General features: G+C 73.0%; 16 protein-coding genes. 6 read left to right on the top strand and 10 right to left on the bottom strand.

The window, feature by feature from the left end:
* Nucleotides 1-193: 193 nt before the first annotated feature.
* From ACGF5T_RS19580 to ACGF5T_RS19535, 10 genes are all read right to left on the bottom strand, one after another.
* A complete protein-coding gene (locus ACGF5T_RS19580) occupies nucleotides 194-1192 on the bottom strand; it encodes a sugar phosphate isomerase/epimerase family protein (protein WP_356612323.1) in 999 nt (332 codons plus the stop codon).
* Nucleotides 1193-1208: 16 nt separating this feature from the next.
* Entirely contained in the window at nucleotides 1209-2486 is a 1278-nt protein-coding gene (locus tag ACGF5T_RS19575) for a Gfo/Idh/MocA family oxidoreductase (RefSeq protein WP_361009961.1), read from the bottom strand.
* A 98-nt stretch (nucleotides 2487-2584) separates the two neighbouring features.
* Nucleotides 2585-3628, bottom strand: coding sequence for a substrate-binding domain-containing protein (locus tag ACGF5T_RS19570; RefSeq protein ID WP_356612327.1), 1044 nt, complete (start codon nucleotides 3626-3628; stop codon nucleotides 2585-2587).
* A gap of 17 nt (nucleotides 3629-3645) precedes the next feature.
* Nucleotides 3646-4665, bottom strand: a complete 1020-nt coding sequence (locus ACGF5T_RS19565) for an ABC transporter permease (protein WP_361009955.1) — start codon at nucleotides 4663-4665, stop codon at nucleotides 3646-3648.
* On the bottom strand, nucleotides 4662-6179 hold the full coding sequence (locus tag ACGF5T_RS19560) for a sugar ABC transporter ATP-binding protein (RefSeq protein ID WP_356612331.1): 1518 nt from the start codon (nucleotides 6177-6179) through the stop codon (nucleotides 4662-4664). The genes ACGF5T_RS19565 and ACGF5T_RS19560 overlap by 4 nt, the downstream gene beginning before the upstream one ends.
* Nucleotides 6180-6385: 206 nt before the next feature.
* On the bottom strand, nucleotides 6386-7567 hold the full coding sequence (locus ACGF5T_RS19555) for an ROK family transcriptional regulator (protein WP_356612333.1): 1182 nt from the start codon (nucleotides 7565-7567) through the stop codon (nucleotides 6386-6388).
* A gap of 269 nt (nucleotides 7568-7836) precedes the next feature.
* Nucleotides 7837-8514: a GntR family transcriptional regulator gene (locus tag ACGF5T_RS19550; RefSeq protein WP_366766295.1), complete on the bottom strand. Its 678-nt coding sequence runs from the start codon at nucleotides 8512-8514 to the stop codon at nucleotides 7837-7839.
* A 125-nt stretch (nucleotides 8515-8639) separates the two neighbouring features.
* Complete coding sequence (locus ACGF5T_RS19545) at nucleotides 8640-9587, bottom strand: beta-ketoacyl-ACP synthase III (protein WP_361009948.1); 948 nt, start codon at nucleotides 9585-9587, stop codon at nucleotides 8640-8642.
* Nucleotides 9588-9726: 139 nt separating this feature from the next.
* The gene (locus tag ACGF5T_RS19540; protein WP_356612339.1) at nucleotides 9727-9870 is read right to left on the bottom strand and encodes a hypothetical protein; all 144 of its coding nucleotides are present in this window, start codon (nucleotides 9868-9870) and stop codon (nucleotides 9727-9729) included.
* On the bottom strand, nucleotides 9839-11176 hold the full coding sequence (locus ACGF5T_RS19535; protein ID WP_356612341.1) for an OFA family MFS transporter: 1338 nt from the start codon (nucleotides 11174-11176) through the stop codon (nucleotides 9839-9841). The genes ACGF5T_RS19540 and ACGF5T_RS19535 overlap by 32 nt, the downstream gene beginning before the upstream one ends.
* Nucleotides 11177-11342: 166 nt before the next feature.
* Here ACGF5T_RS19535 and ACGF5T_RS19530 point away from each other — a divergent pair, with 166 nt between their 5' ends.
* From ACGF5T_RS19530 to ACGF5T_RS19505, 6 genes are all read left to right on the top strand, one after another.
* The gene (locus ACGF5T_RS19530; protein WP_366766296.1) at nucleotides 11343-12314 is read left to right on the top strand and encodes a 2-dehydropantoate 2-reductase; all 972 of its coding nucleotides are present in this window, start codon (nucleotides 11343-11345) and stop codon (nucleotides 12312-12314) included.
* The gene (locus tag ACGF5T_RS19525) at nucleotides 12311-14269 is read left to right on the top strand and encodes a molybdopterin-dependent oxidoreductase (RefSeq protein ID WP_361009940.1); all 1959 of its coding nucleotides are present in this window, start codon (nucleotides 12311-12313) and stop codon (nucleotides 14267-14269) included. The genes ACGF5T_RS19530 and ACGF5T_RS19525 overlap by 4 nt, the downstream gene beginning before the upstream one ends.
* Nucleotides 14250-16178, top strand: a complete 1929-nt coding sequence (locus ACGF5T_RS19520) for an NAD(P)H-dependent oxidoreductase subunit E (RefSeq protein WP_366766297.1) — start codon at nucleotides 14250-14252, stop codon at nucleotides 16176-16178. The genes ACGF5T_RS19525 and ACGF5T_RS19520 overlap by 20 nt, the downstream gene beginning before the upstream one ends.
* On the top strand, nucleotides 16175-17035 hold the full coding sequence (locus ACGF5T_RS19515; RefSeq protein WP_366766298.1) for a 2Fe-2S iron-sulfur cluster-binding protein: 861 nt from the start codon (nucleotides 16175-16177) through the stop codon (nucleotides 17033-17035). Before ACGF5T_RS19520 ends, ACGF5T_RS19515 begins: the two co-directional genes overlap by 4 nt.
* Before the next feature lie 18 nt (nucleotides 17036-17053).
* Nucleotides 17054-17902, top strand: a complete 849-nt coding sequence (gene fdhD / locus ACGF5T_RS19510) for a formate dehydrogenase accessory sulfurtransferase FdhD (protein WP_366766299.1) — start codon at nucleotides 17054-17056, stop codon at nucleotides 17900-17902.
* A 215-nt stretch (nucleotides 17903-18117) separates the two neighbouring features.
* Entirely contained in the window at nucleotides 18118-20034 is a 1917-nt protein-coding gene (locus ACGF5T_RS19505; protein WP_366766300.1) for an exo-alpha-sialidase, read from the top strand.
* Nucleotides 20035-20044 lie beyond the last annotated feature (10 nt).

The raw sequence follows: 20044 nt of genomic DNA, 5'->3' as shown, positions 1-20044 counted from the left end.
CCCGGGGGCGTGGGTGTCCTGAACACTTCAGGGACGGTAACCGCGTTCTTCCGGGGCCAACACCCCTTGGGCCCGGACTGGTTCAACTTTTTCCCAATGCAGGACAAAGCGGGATTCGGGCAGGCCTGACCGGGGACCGGCGGTTCGGCCGGCCCCCGTCCCCGACCTGCGGTCGGGCGGTCGGGCGCTCGGGTCAGCTGTTGAAGGCGGCGTCGAAGGACGCGCTGGGCGGGTCGAAGTCGAAGGCCTTGAGGCGGGTGAGGGCCTCGGGGGCGCCCTGGAGCCGGTCCATGCCGGCGTCCTCCCATTCCACGGAGACCGGGCCCTGGTAGTCGATGGAGCGCAGCATGCGGAAGACGTCCTCCCACGGGACGTCGCCGTGGCCGGCCGACACGAAGTCCCAGCCGCGGCGCGGGTCGCCCCACGGCAGGTGGGAGCCGAGGCGCCCGTTGCGGCCGTCGAGGCGCTTGCGGGCCTCCTTGCAGTCGACGTGGTAGATCCGGTCGCGGAAGTCCCACAGGAAGCCGACCGGGTCGAGGTCCTGCCAGACGAAATGGGAGGGGTCGAAGTTGAGGCCGAAGGCGGGCCGGTGGTCCACGGCCTCCAGGGCGCGCTGGGTGGTCCAGTAGTCGTAGGCGATCTCGCTGGGGTGGACCTCGTGGGCGAACCGCACGCCCTCGGCGTCGAAGACGTCGAGGATCGGGTTCCAGCGGTCCGCGAAGTCCTGGTACCCCCGGTCGATCATCGACTCCGGGGCGGGCGGGAACATGGCCACCAGGTGCCAGATGGCCGACCCGGTGAAGCCGATGACGGTGTCCACGCCGAGGCGTGCGGCGGCCCGGGCGGTGTCCTTGATCTCGGCCGCGGCGCGCTGCCGTACGCCCTCCGCGTCGCCGTCGCCCCAGATGCGGGCCGGGAGGATGGCCTGGTGGCGCTCGTCGATGATGGCGTCGCAGACCGCCTGGCCGACCAGGTGGTTGGAGATCGCCCAGCACTTGAGGCCGTACTTGTCGAGCAGCTGGTGGCGGGAGTCGACGTAGGAGGGGTCGGCGAGGGCCTTGTCGACCTCGAAGTGGTCGCCCCAGCAGGCGAGCTCCAGGCCGTCGTAGCCGAAGTCGCGGGCGAGGCGGCAGACCTCCTCCAGGGGCAGGTCCGCCCACTGGCCGGTGAAGAGAGTGAAGTTGCGCGGCATGTCGCTGCCAGCCTCCTCAGGGGGCGATCGGGGTGTAGACGGAGTTCTTCTCGGCGCTCTCCTCGACCGCCGCGAGGACGCGCTGCACCTGGAGTCCGTCGGCGAAGGAGGGTTCCGGCCGGCGGCCCTCGGCGACGGCGTGCACGAGGTCGCGCGCCTGGTGGACGAAGGAGTGCTCGTAGCCGAGCCCGTGGCCCGGCGGCCACCAGGCGTCCAGGTAGGGGTGTTCGGGTTCGGTGACCAGGATGCGGCGGAAGCCGGCGTGCTCCCCCTGCTCCGTGCCGTCGTGGTACGACAGTTCGTTGAGCCGCTCCAGGTCGAAGGCGAGCGAGCCGCGTTCGCCGTTCAGCTCGATCCGCAGGGCGTTCTTGCGGCCGGTGGCGTAGCGGGTGGCCTCGAAGGAGACCAGGGCGCCCGAGGTGAGGCGGCCGGTGAACACGGCCGCGTCGTCCACGGTGACCTGGCCCATGGCGCCGTCCGCCGAGCCGGCCGAGAGCCCCCGGGCGGCACCGGCCGGCAGCGGGCGTTCCCGGACGAAGGTCTCGGTGAGGGCGGAGACACCCGCGATCCGCTCGCCCGTGAGGTACTGCGCGAGGTCGACGATGTGTGCGCCGAGGTCGCCCAGGGCGCCCGAGCCGGCCAGTTCCTTGCGCAGCCGCCAGGTCAGCGGCGAGTGCGGGTCCACGAGCCAGTCCTGGAGGTACGTCACCCGCACGTGCCGGAGGCGGCCGACGCGGCCCGCGGCCACCATCCGCCGGGCCAGCGCGGTGGCCGGTACCCGGCGGTAGTTGAAGCCGACCATCGCCAGCTGGCCGCGGGCCGCGGCCTCGTCGGCGGCCCGGGTCATCGCCTCCGCCTCCCCCACCGTGTTGGCGAGGGGCTTCTCGCACAGGACGTGCTTGCCGGCGGCGAGGGCGGCCAGCGCGATCTCCGCGTGGCTGTCACCGGGCGTGCAGATGTCGACGAGGTCGATGTCGTCCCGTTCGACCAGGGCCCGCCAGTCGGTCTCGGTGCTCGCCCATCCGTGCCGGTCGGCCGCGGTGCGGACGGCGTCGGCGTCCCGCCCGCAGATCGCGGCCAGGACCGGGTTCAGCGGCAGGTCGAAGACCCGGCCCGCGGTGCGCCAGCCCTGCGAGTGCGCGGCACCCATGAAGGCGTAGCCGACCATGCCGACGCGCAGGGGCGGTCTGGTCGCGGATGCCCCCGTCGCCCTGGTCCCGGTCCCGCTGTCGGTCCCGGTGCCGGCGGCTGCTGCCCCCGCTCCGGCCCCCTCGGGCTGCTGCGGCTGTCCCATCGGATGTCCTCCTCGTCGTCGTGGCGCGGTGGGGGTGGGCCCCGCCCCGGCCGGCTGGTCAGGCCGCTGCCGGGGCGGCAGCCGTCACGTGGTGCCCGTCACTTGAAGCCCGTGGACATGTACTGGTCCACGTTCTCCTTGTCGACGACGGCCGAGTAGCAGGTGACGGTCGAGGGGATCTCGAACTCGGCGAGCCCGCTGACGCCCTTGCCCTGACCGAGGGCGCGGGCGAGGTCGATCGCGGAGGCGGCCATGGTGGGCGGGTAGAGCACGGTGGCCTTCAGCACGCCGCTGTCCGCCTTGATGGCCTGGAAGGCGGAGAGCGCTCCGGCGCCGCCGACCATCAGGAAGTCGTCGCGGCCCGCCTGTTCGATGGCGCGCAGCGCGCCCACGCCCTGGTCGTCGTCGTGGTTCCAGAGGGCGTCGAACTTCGACTGGGCCTGGAGCAGCTGGGCCATCTTGGCCTGGCCCGACTCGACCGTGAACTCGGCGGCCTGGCGGGCCACCTTCTGGATGTTCGGGTAGTTCTTCAGACCGTCGTCGAAGCCCTTGGTGCGCTGCTGGGTCAGCTCCAGGTTGTCCAGGCCGGCCAGCTCGATGACCTTGGCGCCGGACTTGCCCTTGAGCTTCTCGCCTATGTAGTGGGCGGCGTTGAGGCCCATGCCGTAGTTGTCGCCGCCGACCCAGCAGCGGTAGGCCTGGGGGCTGTTGAAGATGCGGTCGAGGTTGACGACCGGGATGCCGGCGCGCATGGCCTTGAGCCCGACCTGGGTGAGGGCCTTGCCGTCCGCGGGCAGGATGACCAGGACGTCGACCTTCTTGTTGATGAGGGTCTCGATCTGGCCGATCTGCTGGGCGGTGTCGTTGGAGCCCTCGGTGACCTCGAGCGTGACGTCCGAGTACTTCTCGGCGCGCTTCTGCGCCTGGTCGTTGACGGCGTTGAGCCAGCCGTGGTCGGCCTGCGGGCCGGCGTAGCCGATGGTGACCTGCTTGCCGGGCTTGTCGTCGGCGGCCGGCTGGGTGTCCGCGGCCTTGTCGTCGCCGTCGTCGGGGTCGTTGCTCGTGCAGCCGGTGAGGACCACGCCGGCGGACACGGCGGCCGCTCCGAAGAGCAGGCCTCTGCGGCTCGTGAGGTTCGTCATGACGGTGGACCCTTTCCTCAGTGCGTGCTTGCGGTACGGCGCTGGACCAGCACGGCGGCGACGATGATCGCGCCCTTGGCGATCTGCTGCACGTCGGTCTGCAGGTTGTTCAGGGCGAAGATGTTGGTGATGGTGGTGAAGATCAGGACGCCGAGCACGGAGCCGAGGATGTGGCCCCGCCCGCCGGTCAGCAGCGTCCCGCCGATGATCGCGGCGGCGATGGCGTCGAGTTCGTAGAGGTTGCCGTTGGTGTTCTGGCCGGATCCGGCCAGGACGATCAGGAGGAAGGCGGCGATGCCGCAGCACAGCCCGGACAGCAGGTAGAGGTAGAGCCGCTGGCGGCGGACATCGATGCCGGCGAGCCGGGCGGCCTCCGCGTTGCCGCCGACGGCGACGGTGCGACGGCCGAAGGTGGTGCGGTTGAGCACCAGCCAGCCGATCACGGTGACCGCGGCGAACACCAGTACCAGGGGCGGTATGCCGAGCACGTAGGAGTCGCGTTCGCCCAGGTCCAGGACGCTCGGGACGGTGACGACCTGGGTGCGTCCGTCGGTGATCTGGAGCGCGAGGCCGCGTGCCGAGGCCAGCATGGCGAGGGTGGCGATGAAGGGGACCATCTGGCCGAAGGCGATGAGCACCCCGTTGACCAGTCCGCAGCCCACGCCGACGACGACCGCCGTGAAGAGGATGCCGACGAAACCGTACTCCTGGGTGGCGACGGTGGTCGCCCACACCGAGGCGAGGGCGACGATGGCGCCGACGGAGAGGTCGATGCCGCCGGAGACGATGACGAAGGTCATGCCGACGGTGACGACGCCGATCACGGACGCCTGGGTGAGCACCAGCTGGAGGTTGCGGGTGTCCAGGAACGAGTCGGGCTGGGTGATGCCGCCGATCAGGACCAGTGCGGCGAGCACCCCGAGCAGGGTGAGGGTGCGGACGTCGGCGCGGCCCAACTGGACTCGCCAGGCGGGCGGGTTGTCCACCGGAGCCGCCTTGCCGGTGCCGTCCCGGGGCGGGGACACGTGCTGGGTCATGACGCCGGGCTTCCTTCCATCACGAGGTCGAGTACGCGGTGTTCGTCGAGTTCACGGGCGGGGGCCTCGTGCACGACGCGGCCCTCGCGCAGCACCAGCACGCGGTCGGCGAGGCCCAGTACCTCGGGCACCTCGCTGGAGACCAGCAGGACGGCGAGGCCCTCGTCGGCGAGGCGGCGGACGACCGCGTACAGCTCGGCGCGCGCGCCGACGTCGACGCCGCGGGTGGGTTCGTCGAGCAGCAGGACCCGGCAGCCGCGCAGCAGCCAGCGGGCGAGGACCGCCTTCTGCTGGTTGCCGCCGGAGAGGGTGCGCACGGGCGCCGACGGGTTGTCGGGCCGCAGGGACAGCTCCCGGGTGGCCGCGCGGGCCGCGCCGAGTTCGGCCCCGCGGTCGATCCAACCGCCGCGCGAGAAGCGGGACATGGCGGAGACCGACACGTTGCGGGTGACGGACTCCAGCATCAGCAGGGCCTGCGCCTTGCGTTCCTCGGGGGCGAGCCCGAGCCCGGCGCGGACCGCGGCGCGGACGCTGCCCGGCCTGAGCGCACGGCCGTCGACGAGGACCTGTCCGGTGCTCGCCTTGCGGGCTCCGTAGACCGTCTCCAGGATCTCGGAGCGGCCCGAGCCGACGAGTCCGGCGAGGCCGACGATCTCACCGGGGCGGACCTCCAGGTCGAGGGGCGCGAACTCGCCCTCCCTGGACAGTCCCCGCACGCTGAGCACCGGTTCCCCCACCGCCGGGGCGGCGGGCCGCTCCGGGAAGACGTACTCCACGTTGCGTCCGGTCATCAGCGCCACCACCTCGCGGGTGGGCGTCTCCTTGGCGGGCAGGCCGCCGGCGACGGCCCGTCCGTCCTTGAGGACGGTGACCCGGTCGCCGATGCGGCGGATCTCCTCCAGGCGGTGCGAGATGTAGACGACGGCGACGCCGTCGGCGGTGAGGTCGGTGACGATGCGGAAGAGGTTGTCCACCTCGTCCGGGTCGAGGGCGGCGGACGGCTCGTCCATCACGATCAGCCGTACGTCGTGCGAGAGCGCGCGGGCCATGGACACGATCTGCTGCTGCGCCGCGGAGAGTTCCCCGACCAGCCGCCCGGGATCGACCTCCGGGTGCCCGAGTCGCTCGAGGAGCCGGGCCGTCGACGCCCGGGCCGCCCGGGCCCGTACGACGAAGCCGGCGGCGGTCGGTTCATGGCCGAGGTGGACGTTCTCGGCGACCGACAGGTGCTCCACCAGGTCGAGTTCCTGGTAGATGGTGGCGATGCCGAGGCGCATGGCCGCGATGGGCGAGCGCAGGGTGACGTCCTCGCCGCGCCAGCGGATGGTGCCGGTGTCGGGCTGGTGGGCACCGGCCAGCACCTTGATCAGGGTGGACTTGCCGGCGCCGTTCTGGCCGAGCAGGCAGTGCACCTCGCCGGCCTGGACGTCGAGGTCGACGCCGTCCAGGGCCCGGACTCCGGGGAAGGACTTGGTGATGCCGGACATGCTGAGCAGCGGTGGTTCTGGAGCCATGTGAGGTCCCCTCGGCGGGCGTGCGGGCCGGTGTCAGGGCAGAGCGGGGCTGGGTGGGTCGGGACAGGGCGGATCGAGGCAGGGTGGAGCCGGGCAGCGGCGAGCAGAGCGGGGTGGTGCGCTGTGCTGATGGGGCGCTGTGCTGGTGGAGCGCGTGCTGGTGGAGCTCGCGAGCCGGGCCGAGGGGGCCCGGATGAGGAGGGCGTCTACGCGGGTGAGAACAGGTGGTCGCTGATCAGCCGGGCCCCGCCGATGACGCCGGCGCTGGGGCCCAGCTCCCCGAGGACGATGGGCAGGTTGCCGGTCGCCAGCGGCAGCGACTGGCGGTAGACCTGGGTGCGGATGGCGGCGAGCAGGTTGTGGCCGAGGCCGGTCACCCCGCCGCCGATCACCACGAGCCCCGGGTTGAAGAAGCTGACCAGACCGGCGATGACCTGGCCGGTGCTCCGGCCGCCCTCCCGGATCAGGTCGAGTGCGGTGGCGTCGCCCGCGGCCGCGGCGGCGGCGACGTCGGCGGCGCTGAGGCCCCCGCTCGCCTCCAGCCGGTTGGCGAGCTCGGCCGACCGGCCCTGCTGGGCGGCCTCGGTGGCGTCGCGGGCCAGGGCCGCGCCGCTGAAGTGGGCCTCCAGGCAGCCCCGGTTGCCGCAGGCGCACGGGCGTCCGTCGGGCACGGCCTGGATGTGCCCGATGTCGCCCGCACTGCCCGTCGTCCCCCGGTAGACGTCGCCGCCGACGACGATGCCGCAGCCGATGCCGGTACCGATCTTGACGACGAGGAAGTCGTGCTGGGTGCGGGCGACGCCCGCGTGCTGCTCTCCCAGGGCCATCAGGTTCACGTCGTTGTCGACCATGACCGGGCAGCCGAGTTCCTGGCTGAGCGCCTCCCGTACCGGGAAGCCGTCCCAGCCCGGCATGATCGGCGGAGCCACCGGCACACCCTCGGGGAAGCGGACCGGCCCCGGGACGCCGATGCCGGCGCCGTCGAAGCCCTCCGCGAGCCCGGAGGCCCGCAACTTCGCCGCCATGGCCAGTACTTGCTCGAAGACCGCGACCGGCCCCTCGCGTACGTCCATGGGCTGGTTGATGTGTCCGAGGATCTCCAGCTCGGCGTTGGTGACCGCGACGTCGACCGAGGTCGCGCCGATGTCGACGCCGAGGAAGCGCAGTGCGGGATGGAGCCGGATGTTGTGGCTGCGGCGCCCTCCGCGCGAGGCGGCGAGTCCGTCGGCCACCACCAGGCCCGTCTCCAGCAGCCGGTCCACCTCGACGGCCAGCTTGGACCGGGAGAGGTCCACCTGGTCGCCGAGCTGGGCGCGGGAGTTGGGCCCTCCGTCGCGCAGCAGCTGGAGCAGTCGTGCCTGGTGGGCGTTAGCGGGTCGTGCCGTCATGCGTCTCACGAGCCCCTCCCCGCCTCAATCGGCCTTCGAGTGTGCCGGTTCCCGGCCACGTCCTTGGCTTGCTTTCGGAGGGAACGTAGCAGTGGCCGCCGGGTGTGGGAAGAAGTCACGCACGAATTGCTGCGAACTTTCTCCACTGAGTGGACAAAGAAGTGCGGGGCGCTCGTCGTCCCCGGGCACGAGAAGGCCGCCCGGGGGATGCGCCGGGCGGCCTTCGTACGTCCGCTGACCTGGGAGTCCTCCTGATCTGGAGTCCTACCTCACGATGCGCCGCGCGCGTGGTAGGAGCGCCGGGTGTGCTCGGTGTGCTCGCGCATCAGCCGGGTCGCGGTCTGCTCGTCCCGGTCGGCGACGGCGGCGATCAGCTGCCGGTGCTCGATCCAGGACTGCCGGCCGCGCTGCCGGGCGATGGGCGTGTAGTACCAGCGGACCCGGCGGTCGACCTGCGCGGCGAGTTCGGCGAGGACGGCGTTGCCGGCCAGCTCCATGATCTTCGCGTGGAAACGGGCGTTGGAGGCGACGGCGGCGTCCACGTCGTCGGCGGCGACGGCCCGCTCCCCCTCCGCGCACAGCTCCTCCAGGGCGGCCACGCCCCCGCTGCCGGCGTTGGCGGCGGCGAGCCGGGCCGCCTCGGCCTCCAGCAGCGTACGGACCGCCAGGAGCTGGTCGGCCTCCTCCTCCGTCGGCTCGTGCACGAAGGCGCCCTGGGCGGGGCGCAGGTCGACCCAGCCCTCCGTGTTGAGCCGTTGCAGGGCCTCGCGCACGGGCTGCCTCGACACCCCGAGGTGACCGGCGAGTTCGCTCTCGACGAGGTGCTGGCCGGGCTGGAGGGCCCGGGTGGTGATGAGTTCGAGCAGCGCCTCGTAGACACGGTCGCGCAGCGGGCCGGGCCGTTCGAGCTTGGGCACCGCGCCCTGCGGCAGTCCTGCGGACAACATCGGTCCCCCCTCGAAGGCGGCAAGGCCGGTACGCCGAGTATCGATTGTCTTTCGTCTACAGTCTACGGCGCACCGGGCCGTCAGGGCCGGGAGTAGTCCATGTCACACCAGGGCCGCGGCGCCGTTCACGGGCAGCGGACGACCTGACCGGCGTAGGAGAGGTTTCCGCCGAAGCCGAAGAGCAGGACCGGGTCGCCGGTGCTGATCTCACCGCGCTCCACCAGCTTGGAGAGCGCGAGGGGGATGCTCGCCGCCGAGGTGTTGCCGGACTCGACGACATCGCGGGCGACGACCGCGTTGACGGCGCCGATCTTCGCGGCGAGGGGTTCGATGATGCGCAGGTTCGCCTGGTGCAGGACGACCGCGGCGAGGTCGGCCGGCTCCAGGCCGGAGCGCTCACAGGCCTGGCGCGCGAACCCGGGCAGCCGTGTGGTCGCCCAGCGGTAGACGCTCTGCCCCTCCTGCGCGAACCTCGGGGGCGTGCCCTCGATGCGGACCGCGTTGCCCATCTCCGGCACGGACCCCCACAGCACGGGGCCGATCCCGGGCTCCGCGCCGGGCGCCGAGGCCTCCACGACGGCGGCCCCCGCCCCGTCGCCCACGAGCACGCAGGTGCTGCGGTCGCTCCAGTCGGCCACCTCGGACATCTTGTCCGCGCCGATGACCAGGACCCGGCTCGCCGAACCGGCCCGGACGGCGTGGTCGGCGGTGGCCAGGGCGTGGGTGAAGCCGGCGCAGACGACGTTGACGTCCAGCGCGGCGGGCCCGGGGATGCCGAGGCGGGCCGCGACGCGGGCGGCGGTGTTCGGGGAGCGGTCGATCGCGGTGGAGGTGGCGACCACGACCATGTCCACGTCGGCGGGCGTCAGCCCGGCCGCCGCCAGCGCCTTGGCCGCGGCGTGGCCCGCCAGCTCGTCGACCGGCTCCTCGGGCCCGGCGATCCGGCGGGAGTGAATGCCGACCCGGCTCCTGATCCACTCGTCGCTGGTGTCGACCATGCCCGCCAGGTCCTCGTTGGTGAGAATCCGGGCGGGCTGGTAATGGCCGACGGCGGTGATGCGGGAGCCGTGCATGTGGTGGAGTCCTCGCTGCCTCGGGTACGGGATCCACCAGTGTGATCAGTGACCGACGGGTACGACGGCAGGTGATACGACAGGAAACGTGCGCCCGCCTTGTCGGCTTCGGTCAGCACCCCGGGTCCCGCGAGCGGCGTCACCCGGTGAACAGCTGGGTCGCCTTCCGGACGAGTTCGTACAGCCCGTAGGCGAGCGGCGCGCCCACCCAGATCCAGGTGAAGGCGATCAGCGGACGCCGGTCGGGCAGGTCAGGCGGACTCTGGCTGCTGTCGCCGGACATCGGCGGCCTCCTTCGGTGCGGGGTCGACGCCGACGTGGTGGCGGGGGTGGACGGGTCGGACGAGTTCGTTGGCGACGAAGCCGACGACCAACAGCCCGATCATGATGACGAAGGACGTCCCGTACAGCGACGCGCCGTGCCGCCCGGCCTCCTCCTGGCGGTCGGCGATCCAGTTCACGATCAGCGGTCCGAGGACGCCGGCCGTGGACCACGCGGTGAGCAGCCGCCCGTGGATGGCGCCGACCTGGTAGGTGCCGAAGAGGTCCTTCAGGTAGGCGGGGATCGTGGCGAAACCGCCGCCGTAGAAGGACAGGACGACCAGCGCGCACAGGACGAACAGCGGCTTCGAGGAGTCGCCGAACAGCGCGATCAGTGCGTACATGAGGGCGCCGACGCCGAGGTAGACGCGGTAGATGTTCTTGCGGCCGATCAGGTCGGAGGTCGAGGACCAGCCGATCCGGCCAGCCATGTTGGCCGCCGACAGCAGGGCCACGAACCCGGCGGCGGCGGTCGCCGACACCGGGGTGGAGGTGTCGGCGAAGAAGTCGGTGATCATCGGCGCGGCCTTCTCCAGGATGCCGATGCCGGCCGTGACGTTCATGCAGAGCACGATCCACAGCAGCCAGAACTGGGGGGTGCGCATCGCCCCGCGCGCCGAGACCTGGACGCCGGAGAGCGCGGCCGGCCCGCCGGCGCCCTCCTTGGGGCGCGGCACCCGCACCAGCAGCACGCCCAGCAGCATGAAGACGGCGTACGTCAGTCCGTGCACGAGGAAGGCGAGGGCGATCCCCGAGCTGTCGCTGCCGAAGGACTCCAGCATCTGCGCCGACCAGGGCGAGGCGATGAGCGCGCCGCCGCCGAAGCCCATGATGGCGATGCCGGTGGCCATGCCGGGCCGGTCCGGGAACCACTTGATCAGCGTGGAGACGGGCGAGATGTAGCCGATGCCGAGGCCGATGCCGCCGACGAAGCCGTAGCCGAGGACGATCAGCCAGTACTGCTCGACCGCCGCGCCGAGCGCGGAGAGCAGGAAGCCCGAGGAGAAGCAGACCAGGGCGACGGTCATCGCCCAGCGCGGCCCGTGGCGCTCCACGAGCGTGCCGCCGAACGCGGCCGACAGCCCGAGCATGACGATGCCGAGCTGGAAGGGGAGCGCGCTCTGCGTGCCGCTGAGGCCGAGCGCGGACTCCAGCGGCGGTTTGAACACGGACCAGGCGTAGGCCTGGCCGATGGAGAGGTGGACCGAGAGGGCGGCGGGGGGAACGAGCCAGCGGCTCCAGCCCGGGGGTGCGACGGGGGGACTCATGAGTCCCCAACCGTAGGGAGGGGTGGGGCTGTTGAGAAGACAGTTGAGCAGACAACCACTGTCCTTGCACAAAGCCTTGCTGGGTCAACTTCCATACTGTAGACAATATTTCGTCGACATGGTCGGCAGTTCCTCGGTATCCCTCGACCGAACGGAGCTCCCTCGCATGAAAGTCGCAGTTCTCGGCGCCGGGGCGATCGGCGCCTACGTCGGCGCCGCGCTCCACCGTGCGGGCGCCGACGTGCATCTCATCGCCCGTGGACCGCACCTGGCGGCCATGCGGCAGTACGGCGTACGGGTGCGCAGCCCGCGCGGGGACTTCACCGCGCGTCCCCACGCCACGGACGACCCTGCCGAGGTCGGCCCCGTGGACTACGTGTTCCTGGGCCTGAAGGCCCACTCGTACGCGGCGTGCGGGCCGCTGATCGAGCCGCTGCTGCACGGCACCACGGCGGTCGTGGCCGCCCAGAACGGCATCCCCTGGTGGTACTTCCACCGGCACGGCGGCCCGTACGACGGGCGCCGCCTCGACAGCGTGGACCCGGCCGGCGCGGTCAGTGCGGTGCTCGCGCCCGAGCGGGCCGTCGGCTGCGTCGTCTACGCGGCCACCGAACTCGAACGGCCGGGCGTCGTCCGGCACGTGGAAGGCACCCGGTTCTCCCTCGGCGAACCCGACCGGAGCGTCTCCGCCCGGTGCCTCGCGCTCGGCGAGGCGATGCGGGCGGGCGGCCTCAAGTGCCCGGTCGAGCCGGACCTGCGCAACGACATCTGGCTGAAGCTGCTGGGCAACATCTCCTTCAACCCGATCAGCGCGCTGGCCCGTGCCACCATGCGGCAGATGTGCCTGCACGGCGGCACCCGCCAGGTCATCGAGACCATGATGACCGAGACGCTGGCGGTCGCCGAGGCCCTCGGCTGCGAGGTCGGCGTCTCCGTCGAACGCCGCCTCGCGGGCGCCGAGAAGGTCGGCGACCACCGCACCTCCACGCTCCAGGACCTGGAGCGGGGCAAGCCGCTGGAACTCGACGTCCTGCTCGCGGCCGTCGTGGAGCTGGCGGCGATCACCGGGGTCCCGGTGCCCACCCTGCGCACCGTGCACGCCCTGTCGGACCTGCTCGCGCTGAGGAGCGCCGCATGAGCCCACGTGACCCGGACCGGAGCGACCGAAGGCGGCGCGCCCGCGACCCGAAGACCTACACCCGCCTCACCCACCCCCTGGTCCGGGACTCCCGTGACGAGCCGTTCCGCCGGGCGAGCTGGGACGAGGCCCTGGACCGGACCGCGCGGGGCCTGGCGGCCGGGCGCGACGCGTTCGGCATGTTCTCCTGCGCCCGGGCGACCAACGAGATGAACTACGTGGCGCAGAAGTTCGCCCGGGTCGTCATGGGCACCCACAACGTCGACTCCTGCAACCGCACCTGCCACGCGCCGAGCGTGGCCGGCCTGTCCGCCGCCTTCGGCTCCGGCGGCGGCACCTCCTCGTACGAGGAGATCGAGCACAGCGACGTGATCGTGATGTGGGGCTCCAACGCCCGCTTCGCGCACCCCATCTTCTTCCAGCACGTCCTCAAGGGCATCCGGGCCGGTGCCCGCATGTACGCCGTCGACCCCCGCCGCACCTCCACCGCCGAGTGGGCGGAGAGCTGGCTCGGCCCGAACGTCGGCACCGACATCCCGCTGGCGCACGCGGTGGGCCGCGAGATCATCCACGCGGGGCTCGTCAACGAGGCGTTCGTGGCCCGGGCGACCACGGGCTACGAGGAGTACAAGGCCCTGGTCGAGCCGTGGACCCTCTCCCTCGCGGAGAAGGTGACCGGCGTCCCGGCGGCGGCCGTCCGCGACCTGGCGCACGCCTACGCCCGCGCGGAGCGCGCCCAGCTCTGCTGGACCCTCGGCATCACCGAGCACCACAACGGCACCGACAACGTCCGGGCGCTGATCAACCTCTCCCTGCTCACCGGCCACGTCGGCCGCTACGGCTCCGGGCTCCAGCCCCTGCGCGGCCAGAACAACGTGCAGGGCGGCGGCGACATGGGCGCGATCCCCAACCGGCTGCCCGGCTTCCAGGACGTGCTCGACCCGGAGGTGCGGGCGAAGTTCGAGTCGGCCTGGGACACGGTCATCCAGCCGCGGCACGGCCTCACCCTGACGGAGATGTTCGAGGCCATGGACGACGGCACGCTGCGGGCCGTCTACTGCATCGGCGAGAACCCGGCCCAGTCCGAGGCGGACAGCGAACAGGCCGTGCGCCGGCTGCGGGCCCTGGACTTCCTCGTCGTGCAGGACATCTTCCTGACGAAGACCGCCGAACTGGCCGACGTGGTCCTCCCGGCGACCGCCGGCTGGGCGGAGACCGAGGGCACCACCACCAACAGCGAGCGGCGCGTCCAGCGCGTCCGCAGGGCCGTGTCGCCGCCCGGCGAGGCCCGGGAGGACATCGACATCCTCTGCGACCTCGCGACCCGCCTCGGCCACGACTGGAAGTACGCCGACGCCGAGGCCGTCTGGAACGAGCTGCGCTCCCTGTCGCCGGACCACCACGGGATGACGTACGCGCGCCTGGAGGAGCACCAGGGCATCCAGTGGCCGTGCCCGAGCGGCGAGCGGCTGGAGCCCACCTACCTGCACGGCCGGCTGTGGGCCGAGGACCCGGAACGGCGTGGTCCGCGCGCGCCCTTCGGCCTGGTCCGGCACGACCCCCCGGTGGACCTCACCGACGAGGAGTACCCGATCCGGCTGACCACGGGCCGCCGGCTCGACTCCTACAACACGGGCGTGCAGAGCGGCGGTTACCCGTCGCCGCTGCGACGCGGCGAGTGGCTCGAACTGTGCCCCGAGGACGCCGAGCACTACGGGGTCGCGGTCGGCGAGGAGGTACGGGTGTCCTCCCGCCGCGGGTCGCTGGTCGCGCCCGTGTGGGTCGACACCGCCCTGCGACCCGGGCTCGCCTTCATGAGCTTCCACTTCCCCGACGAGGTCGACACCAACCAGCTGACCATCGAGGCCACCTGTCCGATCGCCGGGACGGCGGAGTTCAAGGCCTCGGCGATCCGGATCGAGAAGGTGAGCACCGGTGGACCTGCGCTTCGGTGACAGCAAGCCCACGGACGAGGAGCGCGAGGCCGTCGACGCCCTGCTCGGCCCGCCCGAGTCCTCCTGGGAGGGCGCCGCCCGGGACGGGGCGGCCGCCGACCTCAGGTGGGCGCGCGGGGGACGCGCGGCCCGGGACCGCCGCGACCTGCTGCTGCCGGCCCTGCACGCGGTCAACGACCGGGTCGGCTGGATCAGCGAGGGCGCCCTGCACTACGTGTGCCGGCGCCTGACGGTCCCCCCGGCGGAGGCGTACGGCGTCGCCACCTTCTACGCCATGTTCTCCGTCCGCCCCCGCCCCGCCACGGTCCTCCACCTCTGCACCGACCTGGCGTGCACGGCGGCGGGGGCGGCCGGGCTGTGCGCGGCGGTCGAGGCGCGGCTGGGCCCGGAGAGCGGTGTCCAGGTCGAACGCTCCCCGTGCCTGGGCCTGTGCGAACGAGCACCCGCGGCCCTGGTCGTGCGCGCGGGCGAGGCGGCCCGCCCGGCGTCGGGCGAGGAGACCGTCCAGGGCCAGGGGGTGACCGGGGGCGCGGCCCCCGGGGCCGGGGAGGGGAGGCGGGGGCGTGCCAGGCGCCACGCCACCGCCGTCGCCGCCCCCGCGACCCCCGAGGCCGCCGTCAGCGCGGCCACCGCCCCCGAGACCGCGCCCCCCGAACCCGCCCCCGCCCTCGCCGTCCCCCAGGCCGGCGACCCCGCCCTCGTCCTCCTCCGGCGCGTCGGCACCACCGACCCCGCCTCCCTCGACGACTACCGCGCCCGCGGCGGTTACGCGGCCCTGCGCCGCGCCTTCGAGCTGGGCCCGGCCGGCGTGATCCGCGAGGTCACCGACTCCGGTCTGCTCGGCCGCGGCGGCGCCGCGTTCCCCACCGGCCGCAAGTGGCAGGCGACGGCCGCCCAGCCCGACCACCCCCACCACCTGGTCTGCAACGCCGACGAGTCCGAGCCGGGCACCTTCAAGGACCGCGTGCTCATGGAGGGCGACCCGTACGCGCTGGTCGAGGCGATGACGATCGCGGCCTACGCGACCGGCGCGCACCAGGGCCACCTCTACCTGCGCGGCGAGTACCCGCGCGCCCTGGCCCGCCTCACCCACGCCGTCACGCAGGCCCGCGCCCGCGGTCTGCTCGGCGACGACGTCCTCGGCCGGGGCTACGCCTTCGACATCGAGATCCGGCGGGGTGCGGGTGCCTACATCTGCGGTGAGGAGACGGCCCTGTTCAACTCCATCGAGGGCTACCGGGGCGAGCCGCGCTCCAAGCCTCCGTTCCCGGTGGAGAAGGGCCTGTTCGGCAAGCCCACGGTGGCGAACAACGTCGAGACACTGGTGAACGTCCTGCCGATCCTCACCCTGGGCGCCCGGGCGTACGCGGCGATCGGCACCCCGGCCTCCACCGGCCCGAAGCTGTTCTGCGTGTCGGGCAGTGTGGACCGCCCCGGCGTCTACGAGCTGCCGTTCGGGGCGACCCTCGGCGAACTGCTCGCGCTCGCCGGTGTCCGGGACGGCCTCAGGTCGGTCCTGCTCGGCGGGGCCGCCGGCGGCTTCGTACGCCCCGACGAACTCGACCTCCCGCTCACCTTCGAGGACACCCGCCGGGCGGGCACGACCCTCGGCTCCGGAGTGGTGATGGCCTTCGACGACACGGTTCCGCTCCCCCGCGTCCTGTTGCGCATCGCGGAGTTCTTCCGTGACGAGTCGTGCGGGCAGTGCGTGCCCTGCCGGGTCGGGACCGTGCGCCAGGAGGAGGCGCTGCGCCGCATCGCGGAGCGCACGGGCGCCGCCGCGGCCGGAGACGTCGCACTGCTGCGGGAGGTCGGCCGGGCGATGCGGGACGCCTCGATATGCGGTCTGGGGCAGACCGCGTGGAACGCCGTGGAATCCGCCATCGACCGTCTGGGGGCGTACGAATGACCGCGATACCGCTCGGAGTGCCGCGCCGGCTGGTGGAGTTCAGCCTGGACGGGCAGGAGGCCAGGGTCCCCGAGGGGGTGACGATCCTGGAGGCCTGCCGGGCCGCCGGGAAGGACGTCCCGACCCTGTGCGAGGGCGACACGCTCACCCCGAAGAACGCCTGCCGGGTCTGCGTGGTCGAGGTCGAGGGAGCCCGGACCCTGGCCCCCGCCTGCTCGCGCCGCGCGGAGCCCGGCATGGTGGTGCGGACGGACACCGAGCGGGCCCGGCACAGCCGCAGGCTCGTCCTCGAACTCCTCGCCTCCTCGGTCGACCTGTCCACGACCCCCCGGGCGGCCGACTGGATCAAGGAGTACGGGGCCGAGCCGGACCGCTTCGGCCCGGCCGCGGCCCGCGTCGACGAGCAACCCAGGATCGACAACGACCTGTACGTCCGCGACTACGGCAAGTGCATCCTCTGCTACAAGTGCGTGGACGCCTGCGGGGAGCAGTGGCAGAACAGCTTCGCGATCTCCGTCGCCGGCCGGGGCTTCGACGCCCGGATCTCGGTCGAGCACGACGCGCCGCTGACCGACTCGGCGTGCGTGTACTGCGGCAACTGCGTCGAGGTGTGCCCGACGGGAGCCCTGTCGTTCAAGTCGGAGTTCGACATGCGTGCGGCGGGCACCTGGGACGAGACACGACAGACGGAGACGACGACGGTGTGTGCGTACTGCGGAGTGGGCTGCAACCTCACCCTGCACGTGCAGGACAATGAGATCGTGAAGGTCACCTCGCCGCACGACAACCCGGTGACCCACGGCAACCTGTGCATCAAGGGCCGCTTCGGCTACCAGCACGTACAGAACCGGGACTGACCGGCAAGGGGCACGGACATGGGACGAGTCACGGAACGACGCAAGGTGATCCGGATCCGGGACGGGGCGGTCTCCGCCCGCCCGGACACGCTCGTCGCCGAGGAACCACTGGAGATCCGGCTGAACGGCAAGCCCCTCGCGATCACCATGCGCACCCCGGGCGACGACTTCGCGCTGGCCGCCGGGTTCCTGGTCAGCGAGGGCGTGCTCGCCGAGCAGGCGGACCTCCAGAACATCGTCTACTGCGCGGGCGCCACGGCCGACGGGGTCAACACGTACAACGTCGTCGACGTGCGGACCGCCGCCGGCGTGCCGATCCCCGACATCACCCTGGAGCGGAACGTCTACACGACCTCGTCGTGCGGACTGTGCGGCAAGGCGAGCCTGGACGCCGTGCGCACGACGGCCCGCTGGCCGATCGCCGACGCTCCCCCGGTCCGCGTCACACCGGAGCTGCTGGCCGGCCTGCCCGACCGGCTGCGCGCCGCCCAGCGGGTCTTCGACCGGACCGGCGGACTGCACGCGGCGGCCCTGTTCACCGAGGACGGAGAGCTGGTGGACGTACGGGAGGACGTGGGCCGGCACAACGCCGTCGACAAACTGGTCGGCCGCGCCCTGCAGAACGGCGACCTGCCCCTGTCCCGGTCCGTCCTGCTGGTGTCGGGCAGGGCCTCCTTCGAGCTGGCGCAGAAGGCCGTGATGGCGGGCATCCCGGTGCTGGCCGCGGTGTCGGCGCCGTCCTCGCTGGCGGTGGACCTGGCCGCCGAGACGGGGCTGACCCTGGTGGGTTTCCTGCGCGGCACCTCCATGAACGTGTACGCGGGTGAGGACCGCGTCGCCCTGCGGGCCGCGGCCGCCCAGGGCTGACCCTCTCCCCCGCGGCACGGCGGCGGGGCCCCGGCCGGCGGGGAGCGCCCCCTGCGCCGCCGGGGCCCCGTCTCGACCGAGCCGCGCGTGCCCGTCGGCGTGCCGTCGCACGACACGCGCGTGATCACACGGGACGGAGATGGCCCGGTACGTCCTGTTCTACTGATGCCCTGACGACCGGCTCCCGACCAGCCGCCCGAAGGGCAGACCGATCCATGCCGTCATCTCCCCGCGCGCGTCCGCGTTCCCCCCTGCTCGCCCTCGCCTCCCTGTGCGCCCTGGCCGCCGCCCCGCTCCCGGCCCACGCCGAACACGGGGGCGGGGCGGCCGGGTTCGAGCAGCAGGTCCTCTTCGAGGCGGGCCGGGACCCGGGCGGCTACGCCTGCTTCCGCATCCCGGCGATCGTGCGCACGACGGACGACACCCTGCTGGCCTTCGCCGAGGGCCGGGTCCTGAACTGCGGGGACGCCGGCGACATCGACATCGTCGTCAAGCGCTCCACCGACGGCGGACGCACCTGGGGCCCCCTCCGGGTGGTCAACGACGGGGGCGGCGACACCCACGGCAACCCGGCCCCCGTCGTGGACCGCGCCACCGGCCGCGTCCTGCTGATCGAGACGTACAACGCGGGCCGCACGGATGCCGCCGGCTGCGCGGTGCCCTGCGCCCGCACGCCCCACCTCCAGTACAGCGACGACGACGGCCGCACCTGGTCCGCGCCCCGGGACCTGAGCGCCGGCATCCTGCCGCCCGACTGGAACTCCTGGTACGCGACCGGCCCCGTGCACGGCGTCCAGCTCAGCGGCGGCGCCCACCCGGGGCGGCTCGTCGTCGGCGTCAACGCCGAGACCTGGGACGGGGAGCGAAGCGAGATGGGGGTCCCCCCGGCCGGAGGCCGGGGGAGGGTCACCGCCCACCACGCGGCGCTGGTGGTCAGCGACGACGGCGGCGAGCACTGGAGGGTGGGGGCCACCGACACCTGGCCCGTCGCCGCCGACGGCACCTTCCGGCAGAAGCCGTCCGAGGTCGCCCTCGCCGAACGCGCCGACGGCTCGCTGCTGGTCAGCGGCCGCGAGGAGAACGGCACCGACCTCGGCCACCGCACGCAGGCCGTCAGCCTCGACGGCGGCGACAGCTTCGCCGGGCCCTTCCGGGCCCTGCCCGACCTGTACACGCCGCAGGTGCAGGGCTCGGTGCTCCGCCTGGAGGACCGGCTGCTGCTGTCCGCCCCCGCCGACCCCGACCGCCGCCGGACGATGACGGTCCGCTCCTCCTACGACGGCGGCGCGACCTGGGAGGGCGTGGGCCACGGCACGGTCGTCACCCGGGACTGGTCCGGCTACTCCGGCATGGTGGCCGTCGACGACGGCACGGTGGGCCTGCTGTACGAGGCGGGAGCCGTCGACGCGCGCGACGAGATCCGCTTCGCCCGTTTCACCGAGGACTGGCTCCAGCCGCGCCGGGACGCCGGCCCGACCACTCCCGACCTCGCTCCGGGCGCCGCCCCGGCGGCCGTCGCCGGCGGCGCGCGGGTGACGGAGGGAGCGGTGGGCGGCGCGCTCGCCTTCGACGGCGCCGACGACGCCGTACGGCTGCCGTTCGACGAGCGGCTTCCGCTCGGGGAGGGGGACTTCACCGCGTCGCTGCGGTTCCGGTACACGGCGGCCGACGGGGAGCAGCCGCTGCTGTGGATGGGCGGGGTCGGCACCGCGCAGCCCCAGGTGTGGCTGCGGGCGGAGCCGGGCGAGGACCGCGTCCAGGGCCTGATCACCACCCGTGCGGGCGGGGCCGCCCCGCGCTCGGCGTGGGTCCGCACCGACCGCGCGTACGACGACGGCGCCTGGCACCACCTGGCGCTGCGTCGCGGCGGCGGGCGGCTGACGCTCTTCGTCGACGGTACGGCGGTCGGCGCCACGGCGGACGTGCCGGGCTCGGTCAGCCGGAACTCGCCGTTCGGCGTGCACATCGGGGAGCGGGTGGACGGCCGGGCGCGTTTCACCGGCGCGATCGACGAGGTGCGCGTGTGGGACCGGGCCCTGAGCGACGAGGAGATCGCCGATGGCGATCCGCCCTCGGCCCTCGGGAACACGGTGCTGCACCTGCCCCTGGACCGGGTGGACGCGACCGGCTGAGGGGTGCGCG

Source organism: Streptomyces sp. NPDC047853 (genome assembly GCF_043204535.1).
Taxonomy (GTDB): Bacteria; Actinomycetota; Actinomycetes; order Streptomycetales; family Streptomycetaceae; genus Streptomyces.
Note: the sequence above shows the minus strand (reverse complement) of the source record. Positions and strands in the feature narration are given on the sequence as shown.